Here is a 12,936-nt window from a genome sequence, read left to right on the forward strand (position 1 = left end):
GGTTTGATTTCCGCTCCCGCGGCGGTATCTATCGATCGTCATGGCATGAGGGGCTCATGCATTTGTCTTCCAAGTTTCAGTTCCGCGACTGGCTGCTTGCCAACGATCCGGCGCTGTCACGCCTTCGCATGGCGACGCGGGTGACATTGACGATCGTCCTTTCGGTCTTGATCCTGCTTGCCATCCAGGCGCTGATCGCACCACTGCCGAGGGCCGCCTTCGGCCTCGGTATCGTTCTGTCGATCGAGGGCGGGGTGGCTGTGCGCGACAAGGGCAATTCGCGCCAACTGGTGACGCGGCTTCTCGGTTGTGGCGCAAGCATTGCAGTTGTGGGCATCGCGGCCGGGCTGGAGGATCACCGATTTTTCTCCGATCTCGTCTTTCTGGCAGTGATCGCGCTGGCGTCAGCCGCACGGGTGTTCGGGCCCCGCGGCTTTGCGATCGGCATGTTCGCTTTCACCTCCTATTTCATGGGCGCCTATTTCCAGCCGTCGTTTGCCGAGCTGCCTGAAGTGGCGTTCGGTCCTATTGTCGCGGTGCTTGTCGGCCATGTGGTGAGGGCGGTGCTGCTGCCGGACGATTGGCGGCGCGATCTGCTGCGCTCGCTAGAAAGCGTCCGCGGCCGGATCAACCAGATCCTCTTCAAGCTTGCTGCCCTTGCCGCCGGCGATGTCGGCGACGACGACCGGCAGGAGCTGCGCCTACTGGAAGATCGGCTGAAGGAGGCGGTGCTGATGGCCGAGACCTTCATCCCGCGTCCGCCCGGGGGCGTGTTCGACGGCGCCGCAGATCCGGCCGCGGAGCTGGCGATCCGGCTCTTCGATGCCCATCTTGCCGCTGAAAGCGCAATCGTGCTGAGCGTTCAGAGCCCGCCGCCCTTTGCACTCGTCCACGCAGTGATCGAAGCGGATACGGCGGAGCTGGCAAGATATGAGGGTATGGCCGAAGCCATCAGGGATCAGCCGCAGGGTGAAACCATGCGGGCGCTTCTCTGGCTCGGTGAGGCGCGGCAGCAACTGAGCGAAGTGATCAACCAGGGTCAGGCCCACTTTTTTTCCAGTATCGATGCGGCCGAGGACACCGGACGATCCCCGGTGGTCGATTTTTCGTTGGCCAACCCGCTGCTGAGAGCAGCGTTGCAGATCACGATCGCCGCGGCGATCGCCATGAGTTTCGGCCTGCTTTTGTCGCGCGAGCGTTGGTTCTGGGCAGTGCTTGCCTCCTTTCTGGTCTTCACCAACACCAATTCGCGTGGTGATACGGCGATGAAGGCGCTGTCGCGTTCACTCGGCACCGTGCTCGGAATTGCCATGGGCCTCGTGCTTGCAACGCTCATTTCAGGCCAGTCGGCGATCGCCATTCCAGTCGCGGTCATCTGCATCTTCCTCGCCTTTTATTTCCTGCAGGTTTCCTACGCGACGATGACCTTCTTCATCTCGATCGTGCTATGTCTGGTCTACGGCATGACCGGCGTGCTGACGCTCGATCTCCTGAAGCTGCGTATCGGCGAGACCATGATTGGGGCGGCGGCCGGAACGGCGGTCGCTTTCCTCGTTTTCCCAACCCGCACGCGCGGCGCGCTCGATACGGCGCTCGATCGCTGGTTCCTGGCGCTGCGCGCCCTGCTCGATGCGATCGGCGAGGGCAAGAGCGGCTTCGAGCTGATCGCCCTGTCGCAGAGGATCGATGCCTGCTACCGCGATGTGACGGTGGCGGCCCGCCCGCTCGGCTCCTCCTGGTCGGTGGTGACGCGGCCGGGCCAAATCCGCCAAACGCTGGCGATCTTCCTCTCCTGCACCTATTGGGCACGCATCCTGGCGAAGAATTACGAAGCGACGGCTGTCACTGATCAGGAGAAGCTGATCGCTGCGGATCTGGCGCTGATCGCTGATGCGGCGCCACGCGGCTCTGCTTGTTTCTTCATCAAGCGCAAGGCGTCGCGAACGACGGGAAGGCATTTGCCAGTGTCGCGCGAAGGCGCCAGGGTGGGGCTCGAAATGATCGGTTCGGCGCTGGAGAGGCTCTATCCGCAGCCTGACGTCTTGCCGTTTGCGCCGGGCGAGGCTATTGCGCGCTCGAAACAGGGATAAGAGCATGGCGGGCACGAACAGCGAGCGTCAACTTTTGGCCGAGGGGCCGGCCATCATTCTGGTCGAGCCGCAGATGGGCGAAAATATCGGCATGGTTGCGCGCGCCATGGCGAACTTCGGCCTTGCGGAACTGCGCCTCGTCAATCCGCGCGACGGCTGGCCAAACGAGAAGGCGCAGGCGACTGCCTCCAAGGCCGATCACGTGATAGAAGCGACGAAGGTCTATGACACGCTGGAGCAAGCGATCGCCGACCTCAATTTCGTGTATGCGACGACGGCGCGCAGCCGCGACAACTACAAGCCGGTGCGCTCACCGGTTTTTGCCGCGCAGACGCTGCGCACAAGGTTCCGGGCAGGCGAGGCAACAGGTATTCTTTTCGGCCGCGAGCGTTGGGGCCTGACCAATGAGGAAGTGGCGCTGGCGGACGAGATCGTGACCTTTCCGGTCAATCCCGCCTTTGCCTCGCTGAATATTGCTCAGGCAGTGCTTCTGATGTCCTATGAATGGATGAAGTCCGGCATGGAAGATCTGGAGGCCGTGCCGTTCCAAGCGCTCGAGCAGCGGCCTTCCACCAAGGAGCAGCTCTTCGGCCTGTTCGACCAGCTGGAAGCAGCGCTCGATTCGCGCAACTATTTCCATCCGCCCTCGAAAAAGCCGAAAATGGTCGACAACCTTCGCGCTGTTCTCTCCCGCCGGGCCTTCACCGAACAGGAAATCAGCGTGTTGCGCGGCGTTATCTCCTCCCTCGATCGCTTTTCGCGTAACACTCCGCGCAAAGGCGGTTCCACCAGATCCGGCAAGGAAGCGCCAACCGATGACAGCGCCGACCAATGAGCTGAAGCCCGTCCTCGTCTTCGATTCGGGCATAGGCGGGCTGACCGTGCTGCGCGAGGCGCGTGTGCTGATGCCGGAGCGGGGCTTCATCTATGTCGCCGACGATGCCGGCTTTCCCTATGGTGGTTGGGAAGAACAGGCGCTGAAGGAGCGCATCATCGGGCTCTTCGGCAAGCTGCTTCAGGAGCACGATCCCGAAGTCTGCATTATAGCCTGCAACACCGCCTTCACGCTCGTCGGCGCCGACCTGCGCGCGGCCTTTCCTCAGATGACCTTCGTCGGCACCGTGCCGGCGATCAAACCGGCGGCGGAGCGGACGCGTTCGGGCCTGGTCTCGGTGCTGGCAACCCCGGGTACCGTGAAGCGAGCCTATACGCGCGACCTCATTCAGTCCTTCGCGCAGCAATGCCATGTGCGTCTTGTCGGCTCGGAAAACCTTGCGCGCATGGCCGAAGCCTATATTCGCGGCGACGCCGTATCCGACGAGGCCGTGCTTGCCGAGATCGACCAGTGCTTCGTCGAGAAAGAGGGACGCAAGACCGACATCGTGGTGCTTGCGTGCACGCACTATCCGTTCATGGCCAACCTCTTCCGCCGTCTTGCGCCCTGGCCGGTCGACTGGCTCGATCCGGCCGAGGCAATCGCGCGCCGCGCCCGCACGCTGGTGCCGCTGATTGCCGATGCCGTGCATCCGGATAATTTCGACTTTTCAGTCTTCACGTCAGGCAAGCCCGATTTTCCCACGCGGCGGCTGATGCAGGGATTCGGCCTGAGGGCATGAGCGGAATTGTCCTGTGGGTTGGCGAAATCCGGCCCTGAAAATCAGCAGATTCTTTGATAGACGGGGCGCTGCCGTTTCGGAAGAATGGCACTTCATTCATGTGAGTCTCTTCGCCGCGAGGATCAGCATTGCAGGTTGGCATCGATATGGGATTGGCGTCCGGCGCTCCGGCGACGCTCGATATCGAGGAGCTGCTGGCGACCCGTCTGCTCGTGCAAGGGAATTCAGGCTCCGGCAAATCGCATCTCCTGCGCCGCCTGCTCGAGCAATCCGCCCAATGGGTGCAGCAGGTCATCATCGATCCCGAAGGTGATTTCGTCACGCTTTCAGACAGGTTCGGTCATATCGTCGTTGACGGCGAACGCACCGAGGCGGAACTGGCAGGCATCGCCAACCGCATCCGCCAGCATCGCGTTTCCTGCGTTCTGACGCTCGAAGGTCTCGATATCGAGCAGCAGATGCGCGCCGCCGCCGCCTTCCTCAACGGCATGTTCGATGCCGATCGTGAATATTGGTATCCCGTTCTGGTCGTCGTGGATGAGGCGCAGATGTTTGCGCCGTCGGTTGGCGGAGACGTCTCGGAAGATGCGCGCAAGATGTCCTTGGGCGCGATGACCAATCTGATGTGCCGCGGCCGCAAGCGCGGACTTGCCGGCGTCATCGCCACGCAGCGGCTTGCGAAGCTCGCAAAGAACGTCGCAGCCGAAGCCTCGAACTTCCTGATGGGCCGCACCTTCCTCGATATCGACATGGCGCGCGCAGCCGACCTGCTCGGCATGGACCGGCGCCAGGCGGAAATGTTCCGGGATCTGAAGCGTGGCAATTTCGTCGCTCTTGGACCAGCATTGTCCCGCCGGCCGCTGCCGATCCAGATCGGCGCGGTGGAGACCTCGGCGCGCTCATCGAGCCCCAAGCTGATGCCGTTGCCCGATGCGCCGCAGGATGTGGAAGACCTGATCTTCACACCCGACCCGGAGGAATTTCAGCGCCCGATCATGCGTCGCGCGCCGCCGGCGCCGCGGCCCACGACCGATATCCTGGCGGAACTCTCGCGCTCGACGCCGGCCGCATCCCCAGCACCGGTGGAGGCGAGGGCGAGCCAGGTGGAGATCTCCCCCGAGGAACGGGAGGAGCGCCTGGCCGGCGTGCTTGCCGAAATTCTTGACGATCCCGCATCCGGCTTTCGCACCGACTCCGTACTCTACCAGGATTTTCTCGTCCGGCTGCGCATGCGTCGTGTTCCGGGACCGCCGATCGCGCTGCCGGATTTTCGAAGGCGCGTGGCGATCTCCCGCTCCGGAGTCGATGCGGCGACGGCCGGAACGGAGGCCTGGGCAACGGCACTGTCGCTATCGGCGCGAGTCACCGACGACCTGCAGGGCGTCTTCCTGATGCTCGCCAAGGCCGCGGTCTGCGATGAGCCGTGCCCGTCGGACGCACGCATCGCCCGCGCCTATGGCACCCATTCCGCACGCCGCGCCCGCCGTTTGCTCGGCTATTTCGAGGAGCAGGGCATCGTGGTCGTGCATACGGATTTTTCCGGCAAGCGCATCGTCGCTTTCCCCGACATGAACTGCCAGACGGCGCCTGGCGACGCAAACGCGCCGGATACGGGCGATCAGCCTCTGGCTGCGGAATAGTAGGCTTACCGCGCTTCGGCGCTGTTGACATTTTCATGACGGGCCTCTAAAGACCGCCCCAAGCACCGGGCAGCAATGTCCGGTGTTTCATTTGACATGTCCCGTGGATCGTTTCTGTTCGCGTAACCGAAACATCCTGTCAGGCCTCGGAAGAGGTCAGAGGAGGGCGTGTTTCCTTCGCGCGGTTTGGCAACAAGCCGGCATAAACCTTTGAAAGGAAATACGATGAGCAAGCGCGAATCGTCCAAGTATAAAATTGACCGCCGTATGGGCGAAAACATCTGGGGCCGTCCGAAGTCCCCGGTGAACCGCCGCGAATACGGCCCGGGCCAGCACGGCCAGCGCCGCAAGGGCAAGCTGTCGGACTTCGGTGTGCAGCTGCGCGCCAAGCAGAAGCTCAAGGGTTACTACGGTGACCTGCGCGAGAAGCAGTTCCGCGCGATCTTCGCCGAAGCCGCCCGCCGCAAGGGCGACACCTCGGAAAACCTGATCGGTCTGCTGGAATCCCGCCTCGACGCGATCGTCTATCGCGCCAAGTTCGTTCCGACGGTCTTTGCTGCCCGTCAGTTCGTCAACCATGGCCACGTGACCGTCAACGGCGTCCGCGTCAACATCGGCTCCTACCGTTGCAAGGCTGGCGACGTCATCGAAGTTCGCGAAAAGTCGAAGCAGCTGGTGACCGTTCTGGAGGCCGTCAGCCTCGCCGAGCGTGACGTGCCCGACTATATCGAAGTCGATCACAACAAGATGGTCGCCACTTACGGCCGCGTTCCGACCCTCAGCGACGTTCCGTTCCCGGTCGTCATGGAACCGCATCTGGTCGTCGAATTCTATTCGCGTTAAAAAACCAGGCGTTTCGCATATGGAAAAGCCGCTCTTTCGGGCGGCTTTTTTGTTATCCGGAGAGAAGCGATGGCGGATTTGCAGGCGACCCTTGATAGCATCTACAGCGATATCCTGCCGCGTATCGGCGAGGGGAAGGTCGCCGACTATATTCCCGAGCTAGCCAAGGTGGACCCGCGGCAGTTCGGCATGGCGATCGTCACCGTCGACGGCCAGGTCTTTCGTGTCGGCGATGCCGATATCGCCTTTTCGATCCAGAGCATATCCAAGGTCTTCATGCTGACCTTGGCGCTCGGCAAGGTCGGGGAGGGCCTGTGGAAGCGCGTCGGGCGCGAACCATCGGGATCGGCCTTCAATTCGATCGTGCAGCTCGAACATGAGAGCGGCATTCCCCGCAATCCCTTCATCAATGCCGGCGCGATCGCCGTCACCGACGTCGTCATGGCCGGCCATGCGCCGCGCGAGGCGATCGGCGAGCTGCTGCGTTTCGTGCGTTATCTTGCCGATGACGAGTCGATCACCATCGATGACAAGGTGGCGCGGTCGGAGACGCAGACCGGATACCGCAACGTGGCGCTTGCCAACTTCATGCGTGCCTATCGCAATCTCGACCATCCCGTCGACCACGTGCTCGGCGTCTATTTCCACCAATGCGCTCTGTCGATGAGCTGCGAGCAACTGGCGCGGGCGGGACTGTTCCTGGCGGCGCGCGGCAGCAATCCGATGACGGGTCACTCCGTGGTCTCGCCGAAGCGGGCGCGGCGCATCAATGCGCTGATGCTGACCTGCGGCCATTATGACGGCTCGGGCGACTTTGCCTATCATGTCGGCCTGCCCGGCAAGAGCGGCGTCGGCGGCGGCATTTTTGCGGTGGCGCCCGGCATTGCCTCGATTGCGGCCTGGTCGCCGGGGCTGAACAAGGTCGGAAATTCACAGCTTGGCGCCGTGGCGCTTGAGATGCTTGCGGCCCGCACCGGCTGGTCGGTTTTCGGCGATTGAGACTGTGTTGCCGGATGACTTTCTGCTAAGGCAGGCAGACTTTCGATAGGACGGAGCAATGAATATCGCAGCCAACATCGCTGATGATCCGGAGACTGGCAAAATCGACGACGGCGCAGGCCCTGCACTCTTTGCCGATGCGCCACGTTCGGTCTCCTTCAACAAGCTGCGCAAGCGCCTGCTCAGGCAAGTACGTCAGGCTTTCGACGACTTCGACATGCTGAAGGGGCAGAAGCGCTGGCTGGTTGGCCTTTCCGGTGGCAAGGATTCATACGGTCTCTTGGCGCTGCTGCTTGATCTCAAATGGCGCGGGCTGCTGCCCGTCGAGCTCGTCGCCTGCAATCTCGACCAGGGACAGCCCAACTTTCCAAAGCATGTGCTGCCGGATTATCTGACGAAGATCGGCGTCCAGCATCGCATCGAATATCGCGACACCTATTCTATCGTGAAGGAGAAGGTGCCCGAAGGCGCCACCTATTGCTCGCTCTGTTCGCGGCTGCGGCGCGGCAATCTCTACCGCATCGCGCGGGAGGAGGGCTGCGACGCCTTGGTGCTCGGCCATCACCGTGAGGACATTCTCGAAACCTTCTTCATGAATTTCTTCCACGGCGGGCGGCTTGCCTCGATGCCGGCAAAACTTCTGAACGACGAGGGTGACCTGATGGTGCTTCGGCCGCTCGCCTATGCCGCCGAGGACGATCTTGCCAGGTTTGCCGTCGCCATGCAGTTCCCGATCATCCCCTGCGATCTCTGCGGCTCCCAGGACGGGCTGCAGCGCAATGCGATGAAGGACATGCTCGCCGATATCGAACGGCGCATGCCTGGACGCAAGGACACGATGCTGCGGGCGCTTTCGCATGTGAATCCGTCGCATCTGCTCGATCCGAAACTCTTCGACTTTTCCAGCCTTGGTGTCACCGATCCTTCATGAAAGGCCGGCTAAGCAGGCTGGCTCTTTGCATGAAGGACAGCAATTCGCATGACTATTTCAGATCAGGATATTCTCTTTCTCGGCGAATGCGTGAGGGAGGCGGCGCGCGCGGAAATCATGCCGCGCTTTCGCAACCTCGGCGATACGGATGTTTCTGAAAAGACCTCGGCAACCGATCTGGTGACGCAGGCGGATCTGCTTGCCGAACACCGCATCACCGCGGCCCTGAAAGAGCGCTTTCCCTCAGCGCTTGTCGTCGGCGAGGAAGCCTATGACGCCGACAAATCGGTGGTGCCGGCGCTTGCCGATGCCGAGCTTGCCTTTGTCATCGATCCTGTCGACGGCACGTTCAATTTCGCTGCCGGGCTTCCCGTTTTCGGAACGATGCTTGCGGTTACCGTCAGGGGCGAGACCGTCGCCGGCATCATTCACGATCCCGCTCTTGGCGACACGGTGACGGCGATCAAGGGGGCGGGCGCCTTTCTGGTTCGCCAGGATGGACAATCGAGCAGGCTGAAGGTGGCTGAGCCTGCCGCCTTGAACCAGATGGTCGGCGGCATGTCGTGGGGCCATATGGAAGAGCCCGATCGCTCGCGCATCTGCGCCAACATGGCAAAGGCGCGGATGACCTTCGCCTTCAACTGCTCAGCCTACGAATATTGGATGGTCGCGTCCGGCAAGATGCACTTCATCGGGCATGCGAAGCTGATGCCCTGGGACCACCTGGCCGGCGTGCTCGCGCACCAGGAGGCGGGCGGCCACACGGCGAAATTCGATGGCACGCCCTATCGTCCGGGCGAGACAGTCGGCGGCATCATCTCGGCGCCTGATGAAGAAAGCTGGCAGCTGATCCGGCGCGAAATCGTCGGCATCTGAGTTGAGGCTTCGGCCGCAGTGAGAGGATTTGATATGACAACCAGTATTGACGTGACTGTTCTTGCCGATCTCTTGCGCCGCGCGGCAAAGGCCGAGATCCTGCCGCGTTTCCGCCGGCTCGGCCGGGACGAGGTGCGTGCCAAGAGCGAGGCGACCGATCTTGTCACCGAGGCCGACGAGCGGGCCGAGCGGATGATCAAGGCGGAAGCGCAACAGCTCTGGCCGGACGCGCTGTTCCTCGGGGAAGAGTCGGTCGCGGCCGACCCGGCGCTGCTTGGGAGGCTTGCCGATGCCGATTTCGCGATCGTGGTCGATCCGGTGGACGGAACGTTCAACTTCGCTGCCGGCATCCCGGCCTTCGGTGTCATGGCTTCGGTCATATCAGGCGGCGAAACCATTGCCGGCATGATCTACGACCCGATGGGCGATGATTGGGTGATGGCGGAGAAGGGCGGCGGCGCCTGGCTGCGCAGGCCGGATGGCGAGGCGCAGCGATTGCGTGCAGCCGAGCCTGTTGCCCTCGACCAGATGGTCGGCATGGCTTCGACCGGCTACCTGCCGGTGGAGAAGCGCGCCGAGGTGCTTGGCAATCTCGCCAAGGTGCGTTTCCTCACCAACTACCGCTGTGCTGCCCACGAATACCGCACCCTTGCCGGCGGGCACGTCCATTACCTGATGTACAACAAGCTGATGCCTTGGGATCATCTTGCCGGCACGCTGATCTCGCAGGAGGCCGGCGCCTATGCGGCCCGCTTCGATGGCTCGCCCTACCTGCCGCAGCATCTCGACGGCGGACTGCTGATTGCGCCCGACAAGGCATCCTGGGACAGGCTGCGGCGTGAGGTCGTTACCGTCTAAACCTATGCGACCGGCCGTCGCAAGCCGGTCGCAAATTGACAATTCAGGTGCAGAATTTTTCCATCAAAAAGTTTTCCAGGTCCTGTCCGCGCTTTTTGACGGTTTGCCGGGTTATCACGCGAAATCCTTTGCGTTCAAAAAACGGGCGAGCAGTTCTGCTTGCTTCTGTATATATTCGGCGAAACCCCAGCGTGAGAGCCTCTTCTTCGACTCTGCCCAATAGGCGGGTTGCTACGCCGATCCCTTGATAGCCAGGGTGCACGAACATCATGTCGAGGCACCCGTCGCTGGTGAGATCCGAAAAACCCACGCGGTTTCCGGCAATCTCTGCCATCCAGGCCGGCTTGCTCATCCTTCGTTCCGCCCACGAGCGGCGATCCTCCACCTCTGCCCAAGCTTCGATCTCGGCGGCGGAATAGTCCCTTGACGAGATCTCCCGAATGGAGCGCAGAAAAATCTCGATCGTGGCGTCCACGTCACTTGGCGCATAAGGCCTGATCAGAATTCGCTCGTCCATCGAGAATGCCTTGAGTTGATCCGGTCCACCCGCCTCAGAAATGGGCGGCGCCCGGATCGAGTTGCGGACTGTCGCCCGGATGGGTGAAGAGCTTGCCGTTCTCAGCCCACAGCGTGGCTGCGATCGTCAGCAGACCGAACAGCGCGAATCCGCCGAAGAGTGGCTGCACCGTGCCGTTGAACATCTGCCCGACCAGGCCACCGAGAATAGCGCCGAAGGTCGTCGAGACAAAGCCGGTGATGGCGGTCGCCGTGCCGGCGAGATTGCCCATCGGCTCAAGGCTGATGGCGGTGAAATTGGTGGCGATCACCGCAAACATCATCAGAACAATTGTGAAGATGCTGTAGGCGGTGGCGAAATCCGGCTTGCCCGCCAACGCGGTGACGAAGCCGAGTGCTGACAGCGCCGTGAAGATCAGCAGCGCCGCGTGCGAGATCCGACGCATGCCGAATTTGCGGACGAAGAAGCCGTTTGCGAAATTGGCGACGGCAATGCCGCCGGCGGTCGCCGCAAAGGCAATCGGCAGCCAATCCCCAAGGCCATAGACTTCGCCGAAAACCTGCTGCACGGAAATCACATAGGCGCTGATGACGCCGGTGAACATGGTCAGACCGATCATGTAGCCGCAGGTGATGCGGTTGGTGAGCACGGTCTTGAAGCCGTCCGCGACGGAGCCGACCGACAAAGGCAGGCGTTCTGCCGGGGGAAGCGATTCCTTCAGCCTGAGAAGAGCCCAGACGAACAGGATGCTGGCGACGGCGCCGAGCAGCATGAAGATCCAGTGCCAGTTGGCATAGAGGATGATGAGCTGGCCGACCGAAGGAGCAACGATCGGCACGATCATGAAGACGATCATGACATAGGACATGACGCGGGCCATTTCGCGGCCGCCGAAGCAGTCGCGGACGATGGCCATGGTGGTGATGCGCACGGCCGCGCCGCCCACGCCCTGAATGAAGCGCATGAGGAGCAGCATTTCGAAGCTACCGGTTGCGGCAGCGGCAAACATTGCGACCACATAGCAGGCGAGGCCGCCGAGCAGGATATTGCGGCGGCCGAACGTGTCTGAAAGGCTGCCGAAGAATATCTGCGAGACGCCAAAGCCGAGGAAGAACACGCCGATGATGAGCTGGGCGTCGTTGGTGTTGGTGACGCCGAGTGAATGGCCGATATTGGGCAATGCCGGCAGCATGCTGTCGATCGCCATGGCAATGCTGGCGGTCATGACGGCGATGGTGACGACGAATTCGCCGAAGCCCATGCCGATGCGGCGGGACCCCTGGTTTTCCTGGTGCGGTTTGTGCGGCGTCATGCGGTGAAATCCTGGATGCGGAAGGGACCGGCCGTTCAAACGGCCGGATTATGCTGATGGAAGAGCCGGCCCTTCTCGGCGATCAGCACGAAGATAAGGCCGATGATCGAGACGATGAAATAACCGGCGACCATCGGCAGCGCCGTGCCGTCGAAAGCCTGGCCGATGCCGGCGCCGATAAGGGCGCCGCCGACCGTGCTCATGAAGCCGAGAACGGAGGAAGCGGTGCCGGCGACGTGTCCCAGCGGCTCCATGGCCAGCGAATTGAAGTTCGAGCCGATCCAGCCGAACTGGAACATGGCAAGCCCGAAGAAGGAGATGAACAGTGCAAACGGCATCGGCTCGGAGCTTGCCATCTGGACGATCAGCCAGATGGTGTTGATGGCGATGAAGCCGAGGAGCGAGCCGTGTGACAGGCGGCGCATGCCGAGCTTGCCGACAAAACGGGAATTGAAGAAGGACGACAGCGACATGAAGATCGCCACGCCGGCAAAGGCGAACGGGAAATAAACGCCGAGGCCGTAGATGCCGACATAGATCTGCTGGGCGGAGTTGATGAAGCCGAACAGCGCACCGAAGATGAAGGTGCTGGCGATGGTATAGCAGAGCGCCACGCGGTTGGTCAGCACCAGCTTGAAGGCGCCGAAGATCGAGCGGGCGGTGAAGGGGCGGACATTCCGTGGATGCAGGGTTTCCGGCAGGCGGACATAGGCCCAGACGCCGATCGCCGTCGCCATTGTGGCGATGAAGAGGAAGATCAGGTGCCAGTTGCCGAAGAACATGACGACCTGGCCGGTGCCGGGCGCAATCACCGGCACGATCATGAAGACCATCATGATGAGCGACATGACCTCGGCCATCTGTCGGCCGCCATAGATGTCGCGGACGATGGAGATGGTGATGACGCGGGTGGCGGCCGAGCCGACGCCCTGGATGAAGCGCAGCACCAGCAGGCCTGCGAAGGAGGGAACGAAAACGATTCCGATGGCGGACGTGATATAGACTACGAGGCCGATCAGCAGCGGCGTGCGGCGGCCGAAGCGGTCGGAGAGCGGACCGTAGAAAAGCTGGGCGCAGCCGAAACCGAGCAGATAGGAGGAGACGACGAATTGCCGGTGATTCTCGCTTTCGACTCCGAGGCTCGCGCCGATCTGCTGCAGCGCCGGGAGCATGATGTCTATGGCAAGTGAGTTGATGGCCATCAGGAAGGCGGCAAGCGCGATGAACTCACGCTTGCCCATGGGCAGGCGGCCC

12 protein-coding genes are annotated in these 12,936 nt (G+C 62.0%); 9 read left to right on the forward strand and 3 right to left on the reverse strand.

Translation table 11 applies throughout. The annotated features are described in order from the left end of the window. Positions 1-56 precede the first annotated feature (56 nt). The 9 genes from CO660_RS14115 (at position 57) to CO660_RS14155 (ending at position 9,853) form a co-directional block, all read left to right on the forward strand. Positions 57-2,090 carry an FUSC family protein gene (locus CO660_RS14115; RefSeq protein ID WP_097599226.1) on the forward strand — a complete coding sequence of 678 codons (2,034 nt, stop codon included), beginning with the start codon at positions 57-59 and terminating at the stop codon, positions 2,088-2,090. Between the two features lie 4 nt (positions 2,091-2,094). After that, positions 2,095-2,925, forward strand: a complete 831-nt coding sequence (locus CO660_RS14120) for an RNA methyltransferase (RefSeq protein WP_097599227.1) — start codon at positions 2,095-2,097, stop codon at positions 2,923-2,925. Then, a complete protein-coding gene (gene murI, locus CO660_RS14125; protein WP_097599228.1) occupies positions 2,906-3,706 on the forward strand; it encodes a glutamate racemase in 801 nt (266 codons plus the stop codon). The genes CO660_RS14120 and murI overlap by 20 nt, the downstream gene beginning before the upstream one ends. A gap of 128 nt (positions 3,707-3,834) precedes the next feature. Beyond that, entirely contained in the window at positions 3,835-5,346 is a 1,512-nt protein-coding gene (locus CO660_RS14130) for an ATP-binding protein (RefSeq protein ID WP_085778337.1), read from the forward strand. A gap of 225 nt (positions 5,347-5,571) precedes the next feature. Next, the gene (gene rpsD / locus CO660_RS14135; RefSeq protein WP_064685423.1) at positions 5,572-6,189 is read left to right on the forward strand and encodes a 30S ribosomal protein S4; all 618 of its coding nucleotides are present in this window, start codon (positions 5,572-5,574) and stop codon (positions 6,187-6,189) included. Positions 6,190-6,258: 69 nt separating this feature from the next. After that, on the forward strand, positions 6,259-7,188 hold the full coding sequence (locus tag CO660_RS14140; protein ID WP_097599229.1) for a glutaminase: 930 nt from the start codon (positions 6,259-6,261) through the stop codon (positions 7,186-7,188). Between the two features lie 58 nt (positions 7,189-7,246). After that, positions 7,247-8,119 (forward strand): tRNA 2-thiocytidine(32) synthetase TtcA, encoded by an 873-nt coding sequence (gene ttcA, locus CO660_RS14145; RefSeq protein ID WP_097599230.1) that lies wholly within the window; start codon positions 7,247-7,249, stop codon positions 8,117-8,119. A gap of 48 nt (positions 8,120-8,167) precedes the next feature. Further along, on the forward strand, positions 8,168-8,995 hold the full coding sequence (locus CO660_RS14150) for an inositol monophosphatase family protein (RefSeq protein WP_097599231.1): 828 nt from the start codon (positions 8,168-8,170) through the stop codon (positions 8,993-8,995). Positions 8,996-9,028: 33 nt separating this feature from the next. Beyond that, entirely contained in the window at positions 9,029-9,853 is an 825-nt protein-coding gene (locus CO660_RS14155) for an inositol monophosphatase family protein (protein ID WP_097599232.1), read from the forward strand. 43 nt (positions 9,854-9,896) lie between these two features. On the opposite strand, the gene CO660_RS14160 is transcribed toward CO660_RS14155, so the two are convergent. From CO660_RS14160 to CO660_RS14170, 3 genes are read right to left on the reverse strand one after another with little or no spacing between them, the layout of a single operon-like run. Beyond that, positions 9,897-10,370, reverse strand: a complete 474-nt coding sequence (locus CO660_RS14160) for a GNAT family N-acetyltransferase (protein WP_097599233.1) — start codon at positions 10,368-10,370, stop codon at positions 9,897-9,899. Between the two features lie 34 nt (positions 10,371-10,404). Next, positions 10,405-11,682 carry a multidrug effflux MFS transporter gene (locus CO660_RS14165; protein ID WP_097599234.1) on the reverse strand — a complete coding sequence of 426 codons (1,278 nt, stop codon included), beginning with the start codon at positions 11,680-11,682 and terminating at the stop codon, positions 10,405-10,407. Positions 11,683-11,717: 35 nt separating this feature from the next. Beyond that, a complete protein-coding gene (locus CO660_RS14170; RefSeq protein ID WP_097599235.1) occupies positions 11,718-12,923 on the reverse strand; it encodes a multidrug effflux MFS transporter in 1,206 nt (401 codons plus the stop codon). Between the last annotated feature and the right edge of the window lie 13 nt (positions 12,924-12,936).

This window comes from Rhizobium sp. L9 (assembly GCF_002531885.1).
Taxonomy (GTDB): domain Bacteria; phylum Pseudomonadota; class Alphaproteobacteria; order Rhizobiales; family Rhizobiaceae; genus Rhizobium.

Excerpts from the sequence above, each read along its gene's own strand:
- CO660_RS14115 (WP_097599226.1), top strand. The coding sequence starts at position 57 with ATGCATTTGTCTTCCAAGTTTCAGTTCCGCGACTGGCTGCTTGCCAAC.
- CO660_RS14120 (WP_097599227.1), top strand. The coding sequence starts at position 2,095 with ATGGCGGGCACGAACAGCGAGCGTCAACTTTTGGCCGAGGGGCCGGCC.
- murI (WP_097599228.1), top strand. The coding sequence starts at position 2,906 with ATGACAGCGCCGACCAATGAGCTGAAGCCCGTCCTCGTCTTCGATTCG.
- rpsD (WP_064685423.1), top strand. The coding sequence starts at position 5,572 with ATGAGCAAGCGCGAATCGTCCAAGTATAAAATTGACCGCCGTATGGGC.
- CO660_RS14140 (WP_097599229.1), top strand. The coding sequence starts at position 6,259 with ATGGCGGATTTGCAGGCGACCCTTGATAGCATCTACAGCGATATCCTG.
- ttcA (WP_097599230.1), top strand. The coding sequence starts at position 7,247 with ATGAATATCGCAGCCAACATCGCTGATGATCCGGAGACTGGCAAAATC.
- CO660_RS14150 (WP_097599231.1), top strand. The coding sequence starts at position 8,168 with ATGACTATTTCAGATCAGGATATTCTCTTTCTCGGCGAATGCGTGAGG.
- CO660_RS14155 (WP_097599232.1), top strand. The coding sequence starts at position 9,029 with ATGACAACCAGTATTGACGTGACTGTTCTTGCCGATCTCTTGCGCCGC.
- CO660_RS14160 (WP_097599233.1), bottom strand. The coding sequence starts at position 10,370 with ATGGACGAGCGAATTCTGATCAGGCCTTATGCGCCAAGTGACGTGGAC.
- CO660_RS14165 (WP_097599234.1), bottom strand. The coding sequence starts at position 11,682 with ATGACGCCGCACAAACCGCACCAGGAAAACCAGGGGTCCCGCCGCATC.
- CO660_RS14170 (WP_097599235.1), bottom strand. The coding sequence starts at position 12,923 with ATGGGCAAGCGTGAGTTCATCGCGCTTGCCGCCTTCCTGATGGCCATC.